Source organism: Photobacterium sp. GJ3 (assembly GCF_018199995.1).
Taxonomy (GTDB): domain Bacteria; phylum Pseudomonadota; class Gammaproteobacteria; order Enterobacterales; family Vibrionaceae; genus Photobacterium.
Genome location: NZ_CP073578.1, coordinates 1,648,340 through 1,670,499 on the forward strand (window position 1 = coordinate 1,648,340; position 22,160 = coordinate 1,670,499).

The 22,160-nt window shown below is 50.2% G+C and carries 17 protein-coding genes and 1 pseudogene; 6 read left to right on the forward strand and 12 right to left on the reverse strand.

Annotation, left to right across the window (positions count from 1 at the left end):
- Nucleotides 1-55 precede the first annotated feature (55 nt).
- The 5 genes from KDD30_RS07310 to KDD30_RS07330 all read right to left on the reverse strand — a co-directional run bounded on the left by KDD30_RS07310 (nucleotide 56) and on the right by KDD30_RS07330 (nucleotide 5,145).
- Nucleotides 56-457, reverse strand: coding sequence for a hypothetical protein (locus tag KDD30_RS07310; protein WP_211648962.1), 402 nt, complete (start codon nucleotides 455-457; stop codon nucleotides 56-58).
- A gap of 157 nt (nucleotides 458-614) precedes the next feature.
- Nucleotides 615-3,281 carry an aconitate hydratase AcnA gene (gene acnA, locus KDD30_RS07315; protein ID WP_211648977.1) on the reverse strand — a complete coding sequence of 889 codons (2,667 nt, stop codon included), beginning with the start codon at nucleotides 3,279-3,281 and terminating at the stop codon, nucleotides 615-617.
- Between the two features lie 124 nt (nucleotides 3,282-3,405).
- On the reverse strand, nucleotides 3,406-4,053 hold the full coding sequence (locus KDD30_RS07320; RefSeq protein ID WP_211648987.1) for a thiopurine S-methyltransferase: 648 nt from the start codon (nucleotides 4,051-4,053) through the stop codon (nucleotides 3,406-3,408).
- A 187-nt stretch (nucleotides 4,054-4,240) separates the two neighbouring features.
- Nucleotides 4,241-4,534: a hypothetical protein gene (locus KDD30_RS07325; protein WP_211648989.1), complete on the reverse strand. Its 294-nt coding sequence runs from the start codon at nucleotides 4,532-4,534 to the stop codon at nucleotides 4,241-4,243.
- Between the two features lie 224 nt (nucleotides 4,535-4,758).
- Complete coding sequence (locus tag KDD30_RS07330; protein WP_211648991.1) at nucleotides 4,759-5,145, reverse strand: spore gernimation protein; 387 nt, start codon at nucleotides 5,143-5,145, stop codon at nucleotides 4,759-4,761.
- A 345-nt stretch (nucleotides 5,146-5,490) separates the two neighbouring features.
- Here KDD30_RS07330 and KDD30_RS07335 point away from each other — a divergent pair, with 345 nt between their 5' ends.
- The gene (locus KDD30_RS07335; RefSeq protein WP_211648993.1) at nucleotides 5,491-5,958 is read left to right on the forward strand and encodes a cell division inhibitor SulA; all 468 of its coding nucleotides are present in this window, start codon (nucleotides 5,491-5,493) and stop codon (nucleotides 5,956-5,958) included.
- 118 nt (nucleotides 5,959-6,076) lie between these two features.
- On the opposite strand, the gene KDD30_RS07340 is transcribed toward KDD30_RS07335, so the two are convergent.
- From KDD30_RS07340 to phnW, 4 genes and pseudogenes are all read right to left on the reverse strand, one after another.
- Nucleotides 6,077-6,481 carry a hypothetical protein gene (locus KDD30_RS07340; RefSeq protein WP_211648995.1) on the reverse strand — a complete coding sequence of 135 codons (405 nt, stop codon included), beginning with the start codon at nucleotides 6,479-6,481 and terminating at the stop codon, nucleotides 6,077-6,079.
- Nucleotides 6,482-7,132: 651 nt separating this feature from the next.
- On the reverse strand, nucleotides 7,133-7,942 hold the full coding sequence (gene phnX / locus KDD30_RS07345) for a phosphonoacetaldehyde hydrolase (protein ID WP_211648997.1): 810 nt from the start codon (nucleotides 7,940-7,942) through the stop codon (nucleotides 7,133-7,135).
- 35 nt (nucleotides 7,943-7,977) lie between these two features.
- A pseudogene (locus tag KDD30_RS07350) lies at nucleotides 7,978-9,363 on the reverse strand (aspartate aminotransferase family protein).
- Complete coding sequence (phnW, locus tag KDD30_RS07355; RefSeq protein WP_211648999.1) at nucleotides 9,360-10,496, reverse strand: 2-aminoethylphosphonate--pyruvate transaminase; 1,137 nt, start codon at nucleotides 10,494-10,496, stop codon at nucleotides 9,360-9,362. The pseudogene KDD30_RS07350 and the gene phnW overlap by 4 nt, the downstream one beginning before the upstream one ends.
- Nucleotides 10,497-10,760: 264 nt before the next feature.
- Between phnW and KDD30_RS07360 the strand changes: the two genes are divergently transcribed.
- The 4 genes from KDD30_RS07360 (at nucleotide 10,761) to phnR (ending at nucleotide 15,562) form a co-directional block, all read left to right on the forward strand.
- Nucleotides 10,761-11,774, forward strand: coding sequence for a putative 2-aminoethylphosphonate ABC transporter substrate-binding protein (locus KDD30_RS07360; RefSeq protein WP_211649001.1), 1,014 nt, complete (start codon nucleotides 10,761-10,763; stop codon nucleotides 11,772-11,774).
- Between the two features lie 173 nt (nucleotides 11,775-11,947).
- Entirely contained in the window at nucleotides 11,948-13,024 is a 1,077-nt protein-coding gene (locus KDD30_RS07365) for a putative 2-aminoethylphosphonate ABC transporter ATP-binding protein (RefSeq protein WP_211649003.1), read from the forward strand.
- A gap of 12 nt (nucleotides 13,025-13,036) precedes the next feature.
- Nucleotides 13,037-14,767 carry a putative 2-aminoethylphosphonate ABC transporter permease subunit gene (locus tag KDD30_RS07370; RefSeq protein ID WP_211649005.1) on the forward strand — a complete coding sequence of 577 codons (1,731 nt, stop codon included), beginning with the start codon at nucleotides 13,037-13,039 and terminating at the stop codon, nucleotides 14,765-14,767.
- A gap of 96 nt (nucleotides 14,768-14,863) precedes the next feature.
- Nucleotides 14,864-15,562 (forward strand): phosphonate utilization transcriptional regulator PhnR, encoded by a 699-nt coding sequence (gene phnR, locus KDD30_RS07375; RefSeq protein WP_211649014.1) that lies wholly within the window; start codon nucleotides 14,864-14,866, stop codon nucleotides 15,560-15,562.
- Nucleotides 15,563-15,636: 74 nt separating this feature from the next.
- On the opposite strand, the gene KDD30_RS07380 is transcribed toward phnR, so the two are convergent.
- Both KDD30_RS07380 and KDD30_RS07385 read right to left on the reverse strand, forming a co-directional pair.
- Nucleotides 15,637-16,425 (reverse strand): THxN family PEP-CTERM protein, encoded by a 789-nt coding sequence (locus tag KDD30_RS07380; RefSeq protein ID WP_211649016.1) that lies wholly within the window; start codon nucleotides 16,423-16,425, stop codon nucleotides 15,637-15,639.
- 391 nt (nucleotides 16,426-16,816) lie between these two features.
- A complete protein-coding gene (locus KDD30_RS07385) occupies nucleotides 16,817-17,608 on the reverse strand; it encodes a THxN family PEP-CTERM protein (protein ID WP_211649018.1) in 792 nt (263 codons plus the stop codon).
- Between the two features lie 375 nt (nucleotides 17,609-17,983).
- On the opposite strand from KDD30_RS07385, the gene KDD30_RS07390 reads away from it, so the two are divergent.
- Nucleotides 17,984-19,291, forward strand: a complete 1,308-nt coding sequence (locus tag KDD30_RS07390; protein ID WP_211649026.1) for an oligosaccharide flippase family protein — start codon at nucleotides 17,984-17,986, stop codon at nucleotides 19,289-19,291.
- Between the two features lie 63 nt (nucleotides 19,292-19,354).
- Here KDD30_RS07390 and KDD30_RS07395 read toward each other — a convergent pair whose 3' ends face one another.
- Entirely contained in the window at nucleotides 19,355-22,111 is a 2,757-nt protein-coding gene (locus tag KDD30_RS07395; RefSeq protein ID WP_211649033.1) for an immune inhibitor A domain-containing protein, read from the reverse strand.
- Between the last annotated feature and the right edge of the window lie 49 nt (nucleotides 22,112-22,160).

The following is a 22,160-nucleotide window of genomic DNA, read 5'->3' on the forward strand; positions in this document are numbered from 1 at the left end:
GACCACAAAAAAGCTGGCAGTTGCCAGCTTTCTTGTGGTTCGTGAATTGAATTTGTCAGAAACGGACTCTCACACCCATCGCCGCTTCCAGTTCGACATCGACATCTTCAACCATATACAGGGTTGGACCCACTTCGCCGTAAAGCTCAAACTGGTTCACCGGGATTTCAATCCCCACACCGGAACGGACACCTAACTTATCCCAGTGATCATCCACAAACTGAGCACCGACAAAGGTGTAACCCATGTTCAGTTGCGGGTTGTGCGTCAGTGTTCCCAGATTAAAAGTTTTATCGACGGCAAATCCAAACTCGTCCAGACCCAGTGAGAATCGTAAATCGTTATGCTTCAGTTGCACACCGCTCATCGGCGAGCCCAGAAAAATACCGGCGGATTGTGATGCAAACGCAGACGTCGACAGTCCGCACAATAACAAACCAATCAATGACTTCTTCATGTTACTGTCCATATTCCTTGAACTTCGCTCTACTAATAGAGTTGTTTTTAAGACTTAAACTCTACTTTATCTGCTATTTCGCGGCAATACGAACCTGTTGCACCACAAATGACAAATAATTGACATGGGTGATGTCAACAAATTAGCAATGAAGGTGTCAATCAGCCTTTATCCTCGCTCTCAGAACGTAATGCAGTATCCCACCTGCTTTCAGATAGGCCAGCTCAGTTTGCGTGTCTACTCTGGCTTTCACCTGAGACTCACGGTTGTTACCTTGTTCATCCGTGATCACCAGCGTTAGTGAAGCGCCCGGGGCCAATGTCTCGATGCCTTTCAGTGATACACGCTCACGACCCGTGAGCGACATGCTGTCCCGTAAACCCGCAGGTAATTCAACCGGAATGACTCCCATACCCACGAGATTGGAACGATGAATCCGCTCAAAGCTTTCTGCCAGTACCGCCTTCACCCCAAGCAAATTCGTTCCTTTGGCGGCCCAGTCACGGCTGGAACCGGTGCCGTACTCTTTTCCGGCGAAAATCACCAGTGGCGTGCCCTGCGACTGGTACTGCATGGCCGCATCATAAATCGACATCACTTCTCCGGACGGTTGATACAAGGTATAACCGCCCTCTTTGCCATCCAGCATCAGATTTTTGATCCGGATGTTGGCAAACGTCCCACGCATCATGACTTCATGGTTACCACGTCGGGAACCATACGAATTGAAGTCGGCGGGGTTGATACCATGCGCCTGCAGATACTGACCCGCGGGACTATCAGGCTGAATACTGCCAGCCGGAGAGATATGATCTGTGGTAATCGAATCCCCAAACAATGCCAGAATAGCTGCATTGCTGATATCCTGCAGAGGTTGTACTGGCTCAGCGATACGTTCGAAAAACGGCGGCAGGCGCACATAAGTCGAGTCTGGTTGCCATTGGTAAGTTTTACCTGCATTCACCTGTATCTGCTGCCAGATATCATCTCCGGAGAAAATATCGGCATATTCCTGCTCGAACAACGTGCTTTTGACTTCTTTCATTGCTTGCGAAATTTCATCCTGGGAAGGCCATATATCCCCCAGAAAAACGGGCTGCCCTTGCTGATCGACGCCCAGCGGCTCCTGCGTCAGATCGATTCGGGTTGTCCCGGCCAAGGCAAAAGCAACCACCAGCGGCGGCGATGCCAGCCAGTTCGCTTTCACTAACGGATGAACCCGACCTTCAAAATTCCGGTTTCCTGACAGTACAGAAGAGACAGTTAAATTGCCCTGCTGAATCCCTTGCTCAATGGGCTGTAACAAAGGCCCGGAGTTCCCGATACAGGTTGTGCAGCCGTAACCGACCAGATGAAAACCGAGTTCATCCAGATAAGGTTGCAGGCCGGAATCCGCAAAATAGCGGGTGACCACTTTTGAACCCGGCGCCAGTGACGTTTTTACCCAGGGTTTGCGCTTGAGCCCTTTCTCAACGGCTTTTTTCGCCAGTAAACCAGCGGTCAGCATGACGCTGGGGTTAGATGTGTTGGTACAGGACGTAATCGCCGCAATCACGACATCGCCATGTTTGAGCGCAAATCCACCGTCCTCAGTCTCGACCGGGACTTTCTGATCCGGATCCAATCCATTCAGTGACAACAGATCCGACGTTGCCGATTTGATCGCAGGTAACGAAACCCGATCCTGTGGCCGTTTCGGGCCAGCCATACTGGAAACAACATCAGTCAGATCCAAAGATAAGGTGTCGGTATATAACGGTTCCGGATGACTGGAGTCCCGCCACATCCCATTCGCTTTTGTATAGTGTTCAACACGAGCCAGAATCGTTTCATCACGGCCGGACAGACGCAGATAGTTCAGCGTTTCTTCATCGATGGGGAAAAAGCCACAAGTGGCACCGTATTCCGGTGCCATATTGGCAATTGTCGCTCGGTCAGCCAGCGGTAAGCCGTCGAGACCGGGACCATAAAACTCGACAAATTTGCCGACGACGCCCTTCTTGCGCAGCATGTCCGTGACGGTCAGCACCAGATCAGTCGCAGTGACTCCCGGCTTGAGTTTGCCACTGAGACGAAAACCGATCACTTCAGGAATCAGCATGGAAATCGGCTGCCCGAGCATGGCCGCCTCAGCTTCAATCCCACCCACACCCCAGCCCAGCACGCCCAGGCCGTTAATCATCGTGGTATGAGAATCGGTACCAACCAGGGTGTCCGGAAAGAGCGTATCTTCATCCTGCCAGACCGACTGGCCCAGATATTCCAGATTCACCTGATGGCAAATGCCAGTGCCCGGCGGGACCACACGAAAGTTTGAAAAGGCCTGCTGCCCCCAGCGAAGGAACTGATACCGCTCGCTGTTGCGCTTCATTTCCAGTTCAACATTGCGGGCAAATGCACCTTCCGACGCATAGACATCGACCATCACCGAATGGTCAATCACTAAATCAACAGCCGACCTGGGGTTGATACTTTCCGGATCTTTGCCAGCAGCGGCGATGGCATCCCGCATTGCGGCCAAATCAACCACAGCCGGAACGCCGGTGAAATCCTGCATGAGAACGCGCGCGGGACGATACTGAATTTCACGATCAGATGAACGCTTTTCCAGCCACTGAACAATGGCCGTAATGTCGTCTTTCGTGACCGTTTCACCATCTTCAAACCGAAGCAGGTTTTCCAGTAATACTTTCAGCGAAAAAGGTAATCGATCGATATCGCCAAGATGGCGCAGCGCCGACAAATTGAAATACTGATACGGCGTTCCGTCGATATTGAGAGACTGCTTGCTTTGAAAACTGTCCACCGGGTTTTCTGATTTCATTGCTCACCTCCATCCTGCCTCTTTCATGAGAGACTAAAGTATTGATGGAATAAGCCTAATCTTCAAAATACCCGGCTAACAGCAAGGTTGTTTGATCTGTGACCAAACACACAAATGCAGAGGTTTAAGCAGGTGTCTGAATCAGCCAGACTTCTTCCGCAAAGCGGGATAATCCTTGCTGCATTCTTGGGTGGGAAGCGTCCGCATCCTCACGTCCCAGGTGTTTGACATCGCAGCCTTTAAACAGCGATTCAACATCGGGTGCGGGCACACTGAATGGTGGGCCAGACATTTCCTGTTGTGGGTAATCGAGTGTCACCAGCAAAATTTTCCCGCCTGGTTTCACCCGTGACAGCAAATGCTGAACATAACTTTCCCGCATTTTTTCGGGCATCGCGATGAGTGCTGCCCGGTCATAGACTGCATCCACAGTGTCAACAGGTACAGTGAAAAAGTCCCCGCAATAAATCCGGACTTCATCAAACTCATATAACGTGTGGCCATTTCCCAGCGTTGTCACTGTCGGAATATAAAGGTGCTCAGAAAAGTAGGCACGGACTGCAATCTCACTCAGTTCTACGCCAATGACTTGATGATGGCGCTCTGCAAGCCAGGTCAGATCCAGTGATTTTCCACACATTGGGACGAATACGGTTTCATCACGGCTGATGCCCAATTGTGGCCAGAATTGCGGTAATACAGGATTCGTCTCACTCAAATGGAAACCAATTCGGTTTTCAGCCCAGCGGTTGTGCCAAAATTCTGAATCCATGGATGCTCTCTCAATCTCGATTTACAGATAATGGGCCGTATCAGACCATAATTCATCCTGGAGATCCAGCCGTTGCCAAGCCACTTCTGGCGACAAACACAAGCAAAAAAAGATGCCGAAGCATCCTTTTTGAGCCACCAGCAAGCCAGCGGCGAATCCGTTTTTATTTCTGTATGCGAGACGGATATCAACCGATACGGAACAGTTTGATGGAATCGCGACGAACAGTCACGCCACGGAAAGTGACAGGCTCAAGCAGTGTCATCAGTTGTTTCGACACAAAAAACTTGCCGCCATAGCTGCGATCACCACCACGGTTAACCCACGCTGCAAATTCATCTGCCAGGTTGAACATTGAGTTCCCTACAAGTAAAACCAGGACTTTCGCAACTTCACTGTCGTTTTGCTTATTGAATTCTGAGTCACGAACCTTCTTGCGGTATTCATCGACAATTCTCTCAAGGCACTCAAATCTGCTCATATACACCACCACACAAAAAAGAGGTGCGGATACTACTGTTCAATCCCCCCGAAATCAACCCATCCGCGTATGAATTTGGCTATTGCTAACACAAATCAGTCTGGTGCTATCAAAATCGCAATGAATCCATCAAAAAGGCTCAAAATCCCCAAAGAATCGATAACGAATCATTCACTTATTTAAGATTTTGGTTACTCGTCAGCATCGAACAAAGCCCAATCACCTCAACGGTAATAGTCGATCACCTGTACACGAATCGGTGTTTTCTGAGGTTGAATCAGCATTTTAAACTGAGATTGACTTTCGACACTAAGACTGGAGCCTGCTTCACCGGTCACACTCACCCCTTCAATCTTGGTAAAAGGCTGTTCCTCGCCGTAAAACATGTTCACCACCAAATCCGTTTCCTGGTTGGTGCTGAGTTCAAACTGACATATACCGCGAGGACAATAGACGTTTAAGACCCGATCATTGATGTCTATCTGGTCAACATCCTTCACGGGCTCAGCAGAAATGGCAAAAGGCTCACTGCAGCCTACCGTGAACAGATTTACCGACAAAAGAAAGATCCCTGCAACCTTTGTCGCAGCAAAACGGGTTTGTTTTTTCATTGGGCAAACGTCCTCTCACACTGTTGTTTGTCACTCAGTCTACTGTATCAACCACTGTATAAACTACTGTATAAACGCCAGTCTCTGCGTTTCCCGCGCCAACCTCAGACTGAATGACAGGTTTACCGTCAAACTAACCAAAACGAAGAAAAAAAACAAAATTACACTTAATTTACAATTGCTTATATAAAAACAACGCACAAACCCACCCTGAAACCTGAGCCAAGATGTGAAGTGTTCCCGAAAAAAAAGCTTGCAACCCCTGAGGAAGAAAACTACTGTATAAGCATACAGCATGTACAGATACACACTATTCGGTGAATTTTTTCAGAGGATGGAACTCTCATGACAGCACAATTAGACAGCTTCCAATCGGTAACCGCTTCTCAGGTGTATAAATCAACGTTTCTGTCACCCACTTCTCCCCTGAGTTCCATCCAGGTTCAATATCCGATTGAAGTCAGTTTCTGCGATCAAGAACAAGCCCAACTGGCCTATTTACTCCGGTTGCTGAAACAAGCCAGTGCGCAGAACCGCTGGATCATGTTCATTGGTCATGATGCATTATTGGATCGCAATCTGCTGAAAAGCGCAGGCGTCGATCTCAATAAAGTCATCCTGCTCAATAAAAAAGACGGGCAACAAACTCAGGCGCTCATGGCCAAAGCATTGCAAATGGGGAATTGCAGTGCAGTCATTGCCTGCGGTGACGTCCGTGATTATTGCAACCGGACCATCCATGAAGCAGCAATTCACGGGAACGCCATGGCATTCGTTATCCGCCGAAGTACGCACAATCCACTGCTACACTGAAAGCCACACAGTGAATAAACCCGCGTCACGGTCTGCAGACTAGTCTCAATGAAAAACGCCTGTACAACAAAACATGCTATACAGGCGTTTTTCTCGAAGAGCGATTGGCCGTTTCGCTTCAGAGCGGATTCAATCGGATGTGTAACTGCTCTCCATGACTTCCGACTTCCTGAATCTCACAGGAAGCTTTTTCCTGAATCAAAGCCAGCTGTGTTTCGTCCAGTGCATAAGGCAGGCAGACATTCAGTTCGGATATCTGCTCCATTCGCGCCAGTCTCAACAATCGAATCAGATTGTTCACATCACTGGTATTGGTCGACAGCACCTTCAGGGCCTGGCTCTGTAAGCGCTCAGTTTTACTCGAGTACGAGCCATAAGTCCTGCCCCAGGAAAATTCCAGTGCAGGCAGCATCACTTTGAATGCATCCCACAACGTTGGTCTGTAATGACACAACACAGACAGAAAGGAGGTGTAATCAAACACAATCTCTTTCGCTTGTTGGGCTTCAACTGATGATTTCATAATTATCCTTCACAAGAATTCAACAGCATAAATCTGCAAGCTAAAGTAAATTGGACGAGTGCCACACACTATATAGTCATCCAGTCCTGCTTACTTTTTTATCTCTTCAATTTTTTGCGCGTGATCTTACTTTTTCTTGCTTTGCAGCAATTAAAAAATACTGAAAAAACACTTGATTAACATGAATTGCACGTTAATTAAACAACCACTCACGCTTTGTAATTTGTCTGTTTCTGAGCTGTTCGAACACGCTTCGAGACAATCACGTTGTATTCCATACCAAACTTTTACATTCCATTTACTTTTTCATCGCTTTCCCTGTTGCTCAAAGAATCAGAATGACACAGCAATATCTAAGCCAAATTCAATAAGCATTCAAAACGAACAGGAACGGATCTATAAAATATCGATGAAAAACAATGCATTAAAAATTATACTTCCCGATGAAAAACGTCGTGTGTCATCCATTCGGAGAGAGAATGATGTTTAAAAATCATGCATTTGCACTCATTTGGTCAGGCGAGACCTGAAAATTCAGGAAACAAATTAAGTGCAACAAAGAGATGAGAACCAGACAGCTCAGCAGATAAAACCGCAAGTCATTCCTGAACCGTCTGGCAAAAGAGGGAGAGTTAAGTCATCAAAATCAGGTTAAGGCCGCTCACCTGCCGCTAAACGTCGATTAATATCAACAATGACTGCAGGTAAATCAGCAATGGTGTCGATTTGATAATGTGCATGAGAACGTTCAAATGCTTTTTTCGATTTTGCTCTGGCTAAGTCCAGCGCTGATTCAGATGCATTCAGGAATTCCTGTTCTGTCAGACCCGCTTCATTCCCAGACAGCAAGAGTGCCACCGTCCACATCCCCGCATTGTGCCCTTCTTCGATCCCTGGGACGGAGTCGTCAACTTTGATGCAGGCAGCAACATCTTGTATGCCTAATGCAATCACGTTCTGCAATGCCATGAACGGCCCCGGACGCCCACCGGCAGCCAGATCATCGGTTGCCACCACGTAATCGGGTTTAAAGCCATTCGCTTCCGCAGCCGGGAGTAATTCATCCATCACTACGCGTGGATAGCCGGAGCAGGAGCCCATTTTGATTCCGTATTCCCGCAGGTGACTGACCACATCGAGCGTCCCCGGAATCAGATCCGCATGCTGGGCAACCTTTGCAACCTGTAACGGCATAAAAGTCTGGTAGATATTATCGATGTCTTCCCGCGTCATTTCCCGGCCAAATTGCGCCTGCCAGCGTGCGGCCACTTCAGGTAACGCCCCCACCGCCTGAATGTGATCCCATTTCCCAAGCCCCATGGGTACCCGCGCTTCTGCCAGTGAAATATCGAAATCATATTCGCGCTTGAACGCTTCTACGAAAATGGTGGTCGGCGCAAATGAACCAAAATCAACCACGGTTCCGGCCCAGTCGAAAATTACGGCTTGCACTTGTTTCATGTTTCTCTCTCTTATTCATCAAATACTGAATGTTGTCAGCTTACGAAATTAAAGTTGGCTCACTTCTGCAATGGCCTGCTCGACCCAATCCAGCGCCTGAACCAGTGCTTCGCGGGAAATAATCAGCGGCGGACTCAGTTGCAAAACATTGCCCTGCGACACCTTAAAACTCATTCCCAGTTCCAGGCAGCGATACATCACCTGCTCTGCGGCGGCAAAAGCACGGCTTTTGGTTGTCCGGTCTTCCACCAGTTCGATCCCCCACAGTAAGCCGATGCCACGAACATCGCCGATGAACGGGTATTTCGCTTTCATGGCTTGTAGTCGATCGGCAATATAAATCGCATCGTCCCGGACTTTCTGTAACAGGTTTTGCTGTTCAATCACTTGGATCGTGGCCAGCGCGGCAGCACAGCCAATCGGGCTTTTCTCGTGGGTGTAATGCCCGAGTGAAATCTGAGTGGCTTGGTTATATTTGTCTTTTGTCAGCATGGCCGCCATGGGCACAACGCCGCCACCCAGACCTTTGCCGATACAGAGAATGTCCGGCTCAATCCCGAATGCCTGATGGGTGAACCAGTGACCGGTCCGTCCCATGCCATTTGGAATATCGTCAATAATCAGCATGACCCCATGCCGGTCGCAGATGTCCCGCACGCGCTGCCAGTAGGCTTGGCTGGGCACCTGCACGTCGGTATTGCGCACACCTTCAGCAATAAATGCCCCGACACCGCCTTCTTTTTCGATCACATACTCCAGGTAATCGGCATAATGCAGATCTGAACCATCCGGTGATGGCAACGCGCCCCGATAACGAACGGGTGGCGGAATCCGCTCGACCCCGGCCATCAGCGGTCCCATACCTTCACGGAAGCAGGCTTCCCCGCCGACAGAAATCGCATCCATCGACGCGCCGTGAAATGAATCCCACAGCGAGATCACTTTGGTATTGCCGGTAATGTAACGGGCAAGCTTGAGCGCCATCCCAACAACCGAGGTGCCCCCGGAGCAAAAAGCACCCGGTTCAGCTCCCCACCGGCCACCCGCGTGAGCGCTTTGGCGCAATCGACTGCGGTCTGATGGGTAAAGCGACGCGGCGCAAAGGGCAATGTCGCGAGCTGTTTCTGAATCGCGGCAAGCACTTCAGGATGCCCGTACCCCAGCTGATGCACGTTGTTCCCATGAAAATCCATGTACTGTTTTCCGGCAACGTCAGTCAGATAGATGCCATCCGCGCTTGCCAGTGCATCCAGACAAGGCGTCGACATGGCCTGATGCAAAAAATACTGACTGTCTTCTGCCAGCAGCTGCTGTGTCGCCGGATCGGCAAGGGTCTCCGTCCAGCGGGCTCTTGAAGGCGACGTATTGGTGTCGCCTTCGCAGGCATGTGCACGCTGGCTCAAACCGGACGCTTGACTCATGCCTGTTCTCCTGCCTCAGCCGTTTCTGCAGTCCAGTACATCGACGCTTCGATTGCCGTGAGCAGGCGTTCAATATCCGCCGGATACACATCACCAATATTCCCGATCCGGAAACAGTCCGCATCCGACACTTTGCCCGGATAAATCACAAATCCCTTGGCTTTCAGGCTGTCATAAAATCGCTTGAAGTTGTAAGACGGAGATTCCGGAGAATAAAACGAGGTAATGATCGGAGAATGTAAGGTTTCATCCAGCAGGCAACAAAAGCCAAGTTTCTGCATGCCTTTCACCAGCGTGGTTTGATTGGTGTGATAGCGCTGGTAACGTGCAGACACACCACCTTCCCCGGCCAGTTCCGTCAGTGCCTGTGCGAAAGCGCGAACCGTATGGGTCGGAGACGTAAACCGCCATTTCCCCTGATTCACTTCCATGCAATGCCATTGATCGTAAAGATCCAGACTCAGCGAACGCGCCTGACCTTTGCATGACTCAAGCAGTGCGCGCCGGGCAATCACGAAACCAAAACCCGGTACACCCTGAATACATTTATTCGCCGAGCTGATCAGGAAATCGATTCCCAGCTCGCCCATATCCATCGGAATTCCACCAAAGCTGGACATGGCATCCAGAATCATCACTTTTCCGGCAGCCTTCACGCGCTGTGCCACAGCTTCGAGCGGGTTCAGCATCCCTGTCGTGGTTTCACAGTGAACCATCGCCACATGGGTGATCTCTGGCTGATCAGACAGCAACTGAGACAATGCGTCGAGATTCGGCTGACTGACCTCCCCCAGATCCCAGTTCAGGTGGGGAATATTCAGAACCTCAGCAATTTGTGCGATCCGGGCCCCATAGGCACCGTTATTGATCACCAGCACACGACCGTCTGCCGGGATGACAGAACCCAGAGTCGCCTCAACAGAGGCTGTGCCGCTGCCCTGCATAAGCACGCTGGTATATCCGTCGTGGCAGGTTGCAAGCTGAACCAATTGCTGACGGATATGCTGAACAACGCCAAGGTTGTATTCATCGTCCCAGGTACACCAGTCTTTCAGCATGGCTTCGCGAACGGTGCGAGAAGTCGTGAGAGGGCCCGGAGTCAGAAGCAGATATTGATTATCAGAGTGTGCCATTGTCTTTTCCATTTGGACTATACCAGATTTACAACGCACTATAGCGAGGGCCTCGCCACGCTGTAAACGGACCGGAAGGACTCTTCATAAAAGATTCATAATGACGATGTTCGGCGATCTTTCGCGTGAATTTGCGCTGGATCACGATCACATCACGCTCATAAAACTGACATCTACAAATCATAGAATTGTCACAAAGCCCGCCTAGCATTTGCCGTGTTGAATAAATCTGGTACAGACCAAATTGACCTTTAGGATGAATCAATGAAAAAGACATGGCTTGTTGCACCACTGACCGCGCTGATGGCGCTGACCAGCACACAAACGTTCGCGGCTGAGGAATTAACGGTTTACACCGCATTTGAAACAGACATGCTGGCGAAGTTTAAAAAGGGATTTGAACAGGCAAACCCAGACATTGAAATCAAATGGGTGCGCGATTCAACCGGTATCATGACGGCCAAGCTTCTGGCTGAAAAATCCAACCCTCGCGCAGATGTCGTCTGGGGGCTGGCGGGCTCTTCTATGGCTCTGCTGAAAGAAGAAGGGGTCCTGAAGCCTTATCAGCCAAAAGACCTGAAGAAAATTCATACCAATCTGATTGACCCGCAAGCAAACCCGGCCTGGTTCGGGAACGATGCCTTTTTCAATGCGGTTTGCTTTAACGAAAAAGTGGCCAAGCAGCTTGGCCTGAAAAAGCCAGCATCCTGGGAAGATCTGCTGAAGCCTGAATACAAAGGCCAGATTGCGATGCCGAATCCGGCCTCTTCCGGTACCGGCTATATGCAGGTTTCTGCCTGGTTACAAACCATGGGTGATCAGCAGGGCTGGGACTACATGTCAAAGCTGGACAAAAACATTGCCCATTACACCCACTCGGGTTCTAAACCTTGTGTTCAGGCAGGTATGGGTGAAGTCGCCATCGGAATTTCTATGGCCATCCGTGGGGCCAAACTGAAATCTCAGGGCGCACCGATCGACATTATCCTGCCGAAAGGCGGTGTGGGCTGGGAAGCCGAAGCGGTCGGTCTGGTCAATACCCAATCCGATGCGGCGAAACGTCTGGTGGACTGGTCGCTGTCGAAAGACGCCAACAAACTTTACAACGAGTTTTATCCGGTCGTGGGTCATCAGGAAGTGAACAAGCCCGTGAAAAACTACCCGAATGTTCAGCAGGCCATGGTGAAAATGGACTTTTCGAAAATGGCAGTCAGCCGCGAAGCTGTGCTGAAAACCTGGTCTGAGAAGTTCGACGCAAAATCTGAACCGCGTTCTTAATCCTCCCTCACCGCTGACATCAGAACAGCCAGTATTGACTGGCTGTTTTTTTATTTTTTTGATTTGACGCACAACGGGACATCCGCTGTCTTTTTTTCGTCAAGCTTCTGTCATCGAAGTGTCACTCACGCCATCTAAATTTGGTATATACCAAACAGAGAAATGATTTTGCTATGGAAACTTACCTGAAAATCTCGCATGTCGGTAAACAGTTCGGCCAGTTTACTGCCCTGGAAAACATCTCGCTTGAAATGAACAAAGGCGAATTTATCTGTTTTCTCGGGCCGTCCGGCTGCGGAAAAACCACCCTGCTGCGTGCCATTGCCGGTTTGGATCTGGCAAGTTCCGGCACCATAGAGCAAGCGGGAAAAGACATTACTTACCTGCCGCCGGAAAAGCGTGACTTTGGCATTGTGTTTCAATCCTATGCCTTATTTCCAAACCTGACCGTCAGCGAAAATCTCAGTCTGGGGCTCCGCAATCAGGGCAAATCTGTGTCAGAAGTGGCCGACATTGTGACGCAATGGCTGGAAACCATTGCCCTGCCCAACGCCGGACACAAGTATCCTAACCAGCTTTCCGGTGGTCAGCAGCAGCGGGTTGCACTGGCCCGAGCCTTATCATTATCGCCAGGATTGTTACTGCTTGATGAACCCCTCTCGGCGCTGGATGCAAAAGTCCGGGGACACCTGCGGGAAGAAATTCGCCGCTTACAGCGTCAGATGGGCATTACCACCATCATGGTGACCCATGATCAGGAAGAAGCCCTGGCAATGGCAGACCGCATTGTGGTGATGAATCACGGCAGTGTTGAGCAGGTTGGGACGCCGCAAGAGATTTATCAGTATCCGGCTTCCCGCTTTGTCGCTGAGTTTGTCGGTCAGATGAACTTCCTGCCTGCCTCCGTGGTCAGCGAACATCAGATGCGAGTCGGTGAAACGCTGCTGCCTTTACCGGCAGAGCAATTGAAACGCGGCGAACAGGTCGAACTGGGGTTACGTCCGGAAGATTTACATTTTCTGCCAGCCGGAGAGCAAAGCGACAGCAGCCTGCTGGTCCAGGTGAAAGATCTTGAGTTTCAGGGCACCTTTCTACGCGCCGACTGCCAGCTTCAGGGGGCACATCGTCTGCCAAGCATCAAAGTGGACGTGCCGATTCGGGAAACCCGGCAGCTTGGCCTGAGCCGGGGTCATTATCTGCACCTTCATATTGCAGAGAAACACATACAGATTTACCGCACAAGCCAATAACAGGACGCGATCATGACTCAACTGACACACTCGCAAGTTGCCGTGAAACCGGGTCTGTTTCAGTCCCTTATCCACCTGAGACACAGCCTCGGCAGGGATAACCTGACACTCGGGATACTGCTGACTGGCTTCGCCGGTCTGATGGCCCTGTTCATCGTTGCCCCTTTGCTGGCCATGCTGCAAAAAAGTATCGAAAACGCAGACGGTGAGTTTGTCGGCCTGGCGAATTTTGCAGAATACTTTGCTTCACCTGCGTTATGGCTGTCCCTGCAAAATACGCTGGTCATTGGCGGTATTGTCACTGTCTTCGTCGGTGTTCTCGCTTTTGGTTATGCTTATGCGCTGACCCGGAGCTGTATGCCACTGAAAGGCCTGTTCACCATCATTGGTTCTGCACCAATTCTTGCACCCTCACTGCTGCCAGCGATTAGCCTGATCTATCTGTTCGGTAATCAGGGCATCGCCAAAGACATCCTGATGGGACACAGTATTTACGGTCCGATTGGGATTGCCATCGGCCTGATTTTCTGGACTTTCCCTCACGCACTCATGATTGTGACAACGTCACTCAAAACGTCCGATGCCCGCCTGTATGAAGCGGCAAAAGCGCTTAACACATCGCCCATCCGGACTTTTTTTCTGGTCACCCTGCCAGGAGCGAAATTTGGTCTGATCAGCGCTTTGATTGTTGTGTTCACTTTGGTGGTCTGTGATTTTGGTGTGCCCAAAGTCATTGGTGGCCATTACAACGTGCTGGCCACAGATATTTTCAAGCAGGTTGTCGGACAGCAAAACTTCGCCATGGGAGCCGTGACCTCTGTCGTGCTCTTACTCCCGGCTCTGCTGGCTTTCGCCGGAGATCGCTGGGTTCAGAAAAAACAACAACATCTGTTCGATGCCCGCTCAGTCGCTTACCAGCCTGAGCCAAACCGCCTGCGGGATGGGTTTTGCCTGGTATTTTGCACCGTAATTGCGCTGGCGATTCTCACTGTGATTGGCATGGCCATTTATGGTTCCCTGGTCACTTTCTGGCCCTGGGACACTTCTCTGAGCCTCAATAACTACAACTTCTCAGAATTCAGCACTTACGGCTGGACTCCCTATTTCAGTTCCCTGAAACTGGCCGCTGCTGTCGCCCTGATCGGGACAGGGGTCATTTTTACCTGCGCTTACTGCATTGAAAAAGGCCGCAGCTTTGCCCCATTAAGAAACCTGCTACACATGCTGGCAATTCTGCCGATGGCTGTGCCGGGTATGGTCCTTGGTCTGGGTTACATTTTCTTTTTCAACCAGAGCGAGAATCCCCTGTCCTGGTTGTATGGCACCCTGACAATTCTGGTTGTGAATACCGTCACCCACTACTACACCGTGGGCCATATGACAGCGCTGACAGCCCTGAAGCAGTTACCGGGCGAAATTGAAGCCATCTCTGCTTCTTTGAATGTGTCGCAGTTCAAAACGTTCTGGAAAGTCACGGTTCCGGTCTGCATGCCTGCCATTCTGGATATCGCCGCGTATTTGTTTGTAAATGCGATGACCACAACGTCGGCCATTGTCTTTCTCTACGCGACCGATACCATGCCAGCATCGGTCTCGGTCCTGAATATGGATGATGCAGGTCAGACCGGGGCTGCGGCAGCCATGGCGGTGATGATTCTACTCACAGCAGCCGGAATTAAATTACTCCACCTTGGTGCCAGTAAAATCAGTGACCGCTACACTCAGGCTTGGCGAAAACGTTAAAATCTGAGCATGCTGAACAGACTGCGCTCACGACAAACGGCCATGAGCGCCTATCATATCGAACCGCAAGAAACGGTCGGAACAGGATAATTAAACGTGCAATATCTAAAAATCATGGAAGCCATTAACGAGCAGATTGATGCGGGCCTCCTCTCCGGCGGGCATAAACTGCCAGCGGAACGAAAATTGGCAGAGTCTTTCAGTACAACGCGCGTGACGCTGCGTGAATCACTGGCGTTGCTGGAAGCAGAAGGCAAACTTTACCGGGAAGATCGTCGTGGCTGGTTTGTCTCGCCTGATCCGCTGATTTACGATCCGACCTACACCACGGATTTCCCGGCCATGGCAGCGTCTCAGGGACGGAGAGCCCGCTCAGAGCTATTATCAGCCAAGCGTGTTCCGGCAAGCCGCCGTGCAGCATCTTTACTGAATGTGAAGCCGCTGACCGAAGTGTACCGGATTGATCGGTTGCGTTTTCTAGATGAGCGGCCCGTTGTTGTTGTCACCAACTTTATCTCGCCCCAGCATTTCCCGGATCTCTTTGAGCACGATATTACGGACTCGCTCACCACAACCTATCGCGAGCAATACGGCGTGATCTATTCCAAAACTCGGTTTCGGGTCCGGTCAACCTCTCTGATGGCAGAAACAGCGCATCACTTGCGCGCCACCTCAGGAACACCCGCCATGTTTGTGGAACGGGTCAACTACGATCAGCACGGCAATCTGATTGACTGTGATTTAGAGTACTGGCGCCACGACGCCATTCTGATCGAGTCCACAGCGACTATCTGAGATATTCAGAACCTGCCATCCAAAAGAAAAGGCGCGATGCGCCTTTTCTTTCCAATCAGCTGTATCACTCGATCTTATTTGCGTTTTTGATTCATCCGACGGCGCATCGCAGCCAGACCCAATAACGCCGTTCCCAGATACGCAATGCTGGCAGGCTCCGGCATTGGCACACCGACACCCGTGGCAGAAATATTCGCGATGATCACTGCGGTATTAATATTCTCTTCAATGGTTTCAAAACCAGTCGCAAACCCACCATTTGCCAGAAAGCCCTGAATGTTGATCGTATAGTTGATGCCATTCACCGTCACCACATCGGTAAAATCAGCGGTTGTGACCGTGATGATATCGGCGCAGCCATTGATATTCACGCCCGAGCCATTTGCCCCCCCATTTGCACAAGGATCGTCCCCGTTGGGCGTTTCGTTATGCGTAAAGCTAAAGACAAAATCAAGGTTAATGGGGGTGCCACCGTCAATGGTGACTGTGGTACTCAGCATCAGATCGGTCGAGAGCAAGCTTGCACCATCGCCTGAGATGATATTATTACGATGTGTAAACATCCCCAGCTGGAAATCCGGGCTCATCATGGCGTCGGTATCAAAAGCTGTAGAAAACCCTGTGACGGCGTCAAAATCATAACCACTTTGCGGGCCGCCCGTGTTAAACGGAACCCCCCATCGTAACAGTGGGTTGCTTGTTCCATCACCCAATGCAACCGGCTGGCCGCTCCCGCCTGTCGCAGTGCTGTTCACCCAGGAACCGGTGAAATCTCCGAAATCGACCTGTACAATGGCTGCACTCGCTTGTGCACCAGCCAACATCATCACACTGTATAACGCATATTTACTGAACTTTTTCATGGTACTTCTCCACTTCCCCAAACAACATTGTTGTGTACGAAACAGATCAATCAAAGTGCGTGCCAACGGCAGTTACATCGCTCTCAGGAATAAGAAAAATACCAATACGCCCATGCCGTTTGCTGAAAAAACAATAGGTTGTCAACATCACTTTTCTGGAAACTCAATCAGCCGGAGGACACCAGTATGACGCAATGTGGCCGAACCTGACCCCGGATGTAAAGATTCCTGACAAGGATGTAGAGATGACTGAAAAGGATGTCTTGATGTTTGTTGAGATGATTGGGGCAGGTTTGACATTTCTGGAGAGAACAACAGGCGGTTAGCGTTTCTATAAAGCAAAAGGCGCGTAAAGCGCCTTAAATCAACCGATGTCAATTTTCGTGACAGATCACCGACGCCGGCCTAAACGACGGCGGATTGCCGCAAAGCCCAGTAACGAGGTGGCCAGGTAGGCTAAACTGGCCGGCTCAGACACAGGCACGCTGATATCCGTTGCCGAGATATTGGCAATAATGGTAGCAAAGTTGGTGTTTTGCTCAATCGTCTGAAAACTTTCAGCGTACATCCCATTCGCGAGGAAACCCTGAATGTTGATGGTATAAGCAATGTTATCAATCACAATCACATCGCTGAACTGTGCTGTCGTGACTGTAATGATATCTGCGCACCCATTAATATTCACGCCACTGCCGTTTGGCATCCCGTTTGCGCAAGGATCCGCCGGATTTGGTGTTTCGAAATGTGTAAAACTAAATACAAAATCGACATCAATCGGTGAACTACCATCAATAGATACGGTTGTACTCAACTGCAGATCCACTGATTGCAGACTTGAAAAACCGTCGCTGATGAAAATTGGGTTATTTAAGTGTGTAAACATACCTAGCGAGAAATCTGTACTACTCCCGGCATCAGTATCAAAACTGGTTGCCATAGCGGGCATTGATTGAAAGTCGTATCCACTTTGTGGATCATTTGCTGAAGGCGGTGTTCCCCATCGTAGCTGAGGGTTGCTTGTTCCGTTTCCTGTTGCGACGGGTTGTCCCGCTCCAGCCGTCGCAGATGCATTGATCCACGAACCAGTAAAATTACCAAACTGAACTGTCACGATATCTGCATACGCATTTCCGGCAGCAATCAGTGACAAACTGAATAAAGTTGTTCTAACCAGACGTTTCATGTTCGCTCTCCTTCTATAAGGTGCACACTCAATGCAATTCATGTGTTACAAGGAGCATGCCAATTCTGGTGTGTCGCGACGGCCTCTTACCTCACCAGAGATTGAACATTGGAAAAACGCTTATTGAAACAGCCTGTTAAAACAAAACTTTTGTCACACTAAAATTTTAATCTCCCTACGTGGCAGCTCTTAAAATTAAGAATCCAGTCTCAGAATTCAGCCAAATGTAAAATCCGCTGACACTTTCCCGGACATGAGAAAGCTGCGCGTTCCCAAAGATTGCGCTCAAAACCACAACGCTGTTCGTATCATCCTTTGGCACAGGCATACTTCTCTTTTATGCTTGCTTGAACATCAGCCCAAAGAGTGATTTGAATGGACGCAACCACTTTTCCCCGTCAAACACAGACGGCCTATCTGAAATCCGGCAGTTTAATCATGTTGATGAGCCTGTTATTCGGATTTGCAGCCGACTATGGATTTAATCTGGTTCTGAGCCGGGTCTTGTCCCCTCACGCCTACGGCGACTATAAAGTTGCCTATGCGTTTGCGGTGTTATCCAGTGTTGTGATTTTGCTCGGTGGCGACAGAATTGCGCCCCGGATGCTTTCAGCGGCAATCGTCAAAAACGAAACCGGATATATCTTCTCGTTTGTCCGTTTCTATGTGTGCCTCTCGCTGATGTTGTCGGTGATTCTGATCCTGGCGACTTATCTGGGGGGCTTACTCCATCTGGGAACCACCGATCCCGAAGCGCATCATCCCATGTTGCTGATGTCATTTTTTATTCCCGTAATTGCATGTGGTGCGCTGCTGAGCCGGGTTCTTCAATCTGCCAAACTGCTTGCCTTATCGAACTTACCCTGGCGGGTGGCATTGCCTTTGCTGAAAATGGCAGCAATCGCCGTCCTGCTGTTCGTGATGCAGGAGGTCCAGCTCTGGCAAGTCATCGTCTCCGGCGGGATTGTGGCGACGGCAATCGCATTATGGCAATGGCGGAAAACCCAGTCGCTCGGATTACTGATTTACCATCCAGATATATCAGCGCTCAAAGAAAAACGTCAGCTCCTGTCGTTATCCGTTCCGATGATGCTGGCGATGCTGATCACAATGGCACTCAATCAGATTGATTTGCTGATGCTGGAAGCACTGGCCGAGGAACATCAGGTTGGCTATTTTGCGGCGGCGGCAACGACTGCGCATCTGTTACCCGTCGCACAGGTCACCATTGCCGGGATCTTTCTGCCCTTATTTGGCACGGCAATGGAATCATCCCTTGATCAGGCAAAAGTACTGTTCTGGCAGGCCCAGAAAATCATTCTGGGTGTGATTATCACACTCGCCTTAGCGGGTTTTGCAGGCGGCGACAGGTTACTTTCCTTTTTTGGCCCCGATTTCCTTGCAGCAGAGCCGGCGCTTTATTGGTTGATCGGTGCTTACGCGCTTTGGGGTGTCAGCGGATTAGCCTCGACCTGGCTGCAATATACCAACCGAGGCCAGGATGTTGTCGTGATTGGTTTGATCGCGCTGATCACCGATGCCGGGCTGAATGTCTGGCTGATTCCGGCTTATGGCATTCAAGGCGCTGCAATCGCCACCTTTGTCTCAATGCTGATGGCGGGTGCTTGTGTCTGGTACCGATTCTTTTCTCCGGTAACGACCGATCTGGTAACCACTGAATAATCAAACAAAAAAAGCGCAACCCCTCAGGATTGCGCTCTCATTTGATGGCTTACGAACGTTTGATTACAGGTTGACCTGAATCACTTTCGTCGTAATACCGCCATCATTGTCCATGATGCGCAATGTCACTTCATGCGTACCGTAGCTTGGGAAAATCGAGGTAAAGATGCGGCCTCGTTTTACCTTGCCGTTCGGCAGTGTCCACTCTGTGTCCACAATACGGCCATCGCTGTCTGAACTGGTTGACCACATGGTCACCCAGCGACCCAGATGAATATACTCTGCGCTCGCTTCAGGCAATGCATTCGGCGCTTCAACAGTCACGGTATAACTGTAGGTGTCGGTTGCACCTTTATCGTCAGTCACCTTCAGGCTCACGGTGTAACTGCCTTCCTGTGCATACTGCCAGCTCGGCGCAGCTTCATTGCTGTATTTGCCGTTGCCGAAGTCCCACTGATAGCTGATGATCTGGCCATCTGTGTCGACGCTCAGGTTGGTTGCAGACACAGACAAACCGTCCACATTCAGCTCAAAGCTCGCTGTCGGAGCCTGATTCTGATCCGCCACTTTCGACAGACGCACCACGCCGTATTCATTGTTCTGGTCCTGCTCGACAACGTCGATCATCAGGCCAAACTCCGTCAGCTTGCGGCCAGAATCCGGTGACATCGGTGAACTGTAATCTTCAGCATCCGAGAAGTTCGCGTTGCCAATCAGGCTCATGTCTTCCAGCACATCACCGGTTGCATCGACCAGACGCAGTGGTGCCTGATCGTTCAGCGAGAATGCAGCGTCACGAACCTGGAAGCGGGTCTGTGCTGCCTGACCTGAATTTGCCCAAACCAGCGCATTCTGATCCGCATCGACAACACCTAACCAGCCTTCACCCGGGTGTTTACCCACCCAGTTATCTGTCATGGACTCATCCACGTACCAGACAATCAGGCCCGGTTCGAATGACATGAGCTGCCCCATACGTTTGATGTTCGCCAGGCCTTCATCCACACCCGTGTGGTTCCGCCATTGCAGCAGATAATAATGTGCAGCATCGTGGAAGCCGTCAGACAGTTTGTAACCGTTGAACGCAAACGTCGAACCACTTTCGCCATTATCAATAGCAGTCACTGCGCCATCCACGTCCAGCACCAGATTGTCCAGATACAGACCATCCATCGCCAGACCGCCATCGGTCACATAATCAAAGCCCAGTGTGACTTGCTGGCCTGCCCACTGGCTCAGATCAAACTCAGCGTCAATCCAGCCGTTTGAATCACCACCGATCCCCGGGACCAGACCTGTGTTATACGGGTCATCCATCGAGGTGATGTTCCCGCTCACTGCCTTGCCATTGATCAGCACGCGCGCGAAATCGTAGTCTTTCTCAATCTGATACCAGACTTTGAATTTCAGCGTTGCTTTCGCTCCTGCCGGAATCGTCAGCGTACGACTCATGCCGTTCCGCAGATCATCGCCTTTACCGGAATGGAACGAATACTGACCTTCAAATGGCTTCAGTGTTTCAATCCGCTTGCTTGGCAGCGTCACTTTCACCATGTTTGGCTGTGTATTGTCCGTGGTCTGATACAGCTTGAATTCGCGAGGGGCGTTTTCCAGCTCGTGAATTGCAACTTCCTGATTGTTGACCCACTGGCCACCAATCGACTGCTGCAGGAATTGCTTCGCCCAAGAACTGAAGGCTGTAGGTTGCGTGCCGCCAATCTGGCCTGCCCAGCTACCGGAAGACATGATGGACCAGTAAGACACCGGTTCACCCTGCCCAGTGTATTGCGTGTCGTACTCATCCGGCAGACCCAGGTCATGACCATACTCATGAGCACACACGCCCGCGGCCGCATCAATAGGCTGAATCGTATAATCAAAAGCAGCGTACTGACCATTGAATCGGCCCGGTACATTGCTCTTGGTGCCAGACAGCACATGATACTGACCCAGATTAAAACGGTGAGACCAGATCGCATCCGCACCCAATACACCACCACCCGCTTCTTCGCCTACAGAAGAATGGAACACCATCAGGTGGTCGATCACACCATCCGGTTCACGGTAGTTGCCATCGCCATCGTAGTCGTAACGATCTTCAACATCGTAATCGGCCAGATTAATATTCGGATCCTGCGCCAATTGATTCAACGCTTCACGAACCAGTTCCTGTGCGTTCAGATCGTTATCTGTTGTTGGTGAGTTTCCACCATAGAATGCAGCATTCTTCGATGCACGATACCAGCCAGCAGCTTGCCCCATGACAGAATAAGAATGACCGGACTCCTGTTCGTAGAACTGACGCATAGAAATCAGGTTCTCGCCGTTCGGACCGGTGTAACCTGCGCCGGAGAACAGCAGCTCCTGATAATGACCAGGCAGATAGCTGTCATACAGCATTTCAGTGTGTTCTTTGGTCAGACGATTGTCATTCCAGGGTAAGTCCGGAAAATCAATCAGCAGGGCCAGTACTTTGTCGGTGCGCTTTTCACCCATTTCCAGCGCAAAGACATTTGCACGTTGTTTGCCATTTGTTTTTTGAATGGCTTTCAGAACCTTCGCGCGTTTTGCTAAAGCTTCTTTGCCAAACTGAGCATCACCTTTAAATCCGGAACGGATTTTATTTTCAAGATATTTATCTAACGCTACATGCTTTTCTTCTGGGGTTGCATTCGCATCAACCACACCATTTCGCACCAGCATTTCGATTAATTTATCTTCATTCACCACACCCATATCAACCGGTGTATGCGCATAGCCACTGCCACTAAATAAAGTGAACATTGCTGTTGCCAGCAATGTTTTCTTCATATGTTTCATTTACTGTCCTTATTTATATTTTCCATCGTCAAGTTGTCAAAACCCCAGC

What these genes read in the sequence shown, in the direction of transcription:
- KDD30_RS07330 (WP_211648991.1), bottom strand. Translation starts at nt 5,145, where the DNA reads ATGAAAAAACAAACCCGTTTTGCTGCGACAAAGGTTGCAGGGATCTTT.
- KDD30_RS07370 (WP_211649005.1), top strand. Translation starts at nt 13,037, where the DNA reads ATGACTCAACTGACACACTCGCAAGTTGCCGTGAAACCGGGTCTGTTT.
- KDD30_RS07385 (WP_211649018.1), bottom strand. Translation starts at nt 17,608, where the DNA reads ATGAAACGTCTGGTTAGAACAACTTTATTCAGTTTGTCACTGATTGCT.
- KDD30_RS07390 (WP_211649026.1), top strand. Translation starts at nt 17,984, where the DNA reads ATGGACGCAACCACTTTTCCCCGTCAAACACAGACGGCCTATCTGAAA.
- KDD30_RS07365 (WP_211649003.1), top strand. Translation starts at nt 11,948, where the DNA reads ATGGAAACTTACCTGAAAATCTCGCATGTCGGTAAACAGTTCGGCCAG.
- acnA (WP_211648977.1), bottom strand. Translation starts at nt 3,281, where the DNA reads ATGAAATCAGAAAACCCGGTGGACAGTTTTCAAAGCAAGCAGTCTCTC.
- KDD30_RS07395 (WP_211649033.1), bottom strand. Translation starts at nt 22,111, where the DNA reads ATGAAACATATGAAGAAAACATTGCTGGCAACAGCAATGTTCACTTTA.
- phnW (WP_211648999.1), bottom strand. Translation starts at nt 10,496, where the DNA reads ATGGCACACTCTGATAATCAATATCTGCTTCTGACTCCGGGCCCTCTC.
- KDD30_RS07335 (WP_211648993.1), top strand. Translation starts at nt 5,491, where the DNA reads ATGACAGCACAATTAGACAGCTTCCAATCGGTAACCGCTTCTCAGGTG.
- KDD30_RS07340 (WP_211648995.1), bottom strand. Translation starts at nt 6,481, where the DNA reads ATGAAATCATCAGTTGAAGCCCAACAAGCGAAAGAGATTGTGTTTGAT.
- KDD30_RS07360 (WP_211649001.1), top strand. Translation starts at nt 10,761, where the DNA reads ATGAAAAAGACATGGCTTGTTGCACCACTGACCGCGCTGATGGCGCTG.
- KDD30_RS07310 (WP_211648962.1), bottom strand. Translation starts at nt 457, where the DNA reads ATGAAGAAGTCATTGATTGGTTTGTTATTGTGCGGACTGTCGACGTCT.
- KDD30_RS07380 (WP_211649016.1), bottom strand. Translation starts at nt 16,425, where the DNA reads ATGAAAAAGTTCAGTAAATATGCGTTATACAGTGTGATGATGTTGGCT.
- phnX (WP_211648997.1), bottom strand. Translation starts at nt 7,942, where the DNA reads ATGAAACAAGTGCAAGCCGTAATTTTCGACTGGGCCGGAACCGTGGTT.
- KDD30_RS07320 (WP_211648987.1), bottom strand. Translation starts at nt 4,053, where the DNA reads ATGGATTCAGAATTTTGGCACAACCGCTGGGCTGAAAACCGAATTGGT.
- KDD30_RS07325 (WP_211648989.1), bottom strand. Translation starts at nt 4,534, where the DNA reads ATGAGCAGATTTGAGTGCCTTGAGAGAATTGTCGATGAATACCGCAAG.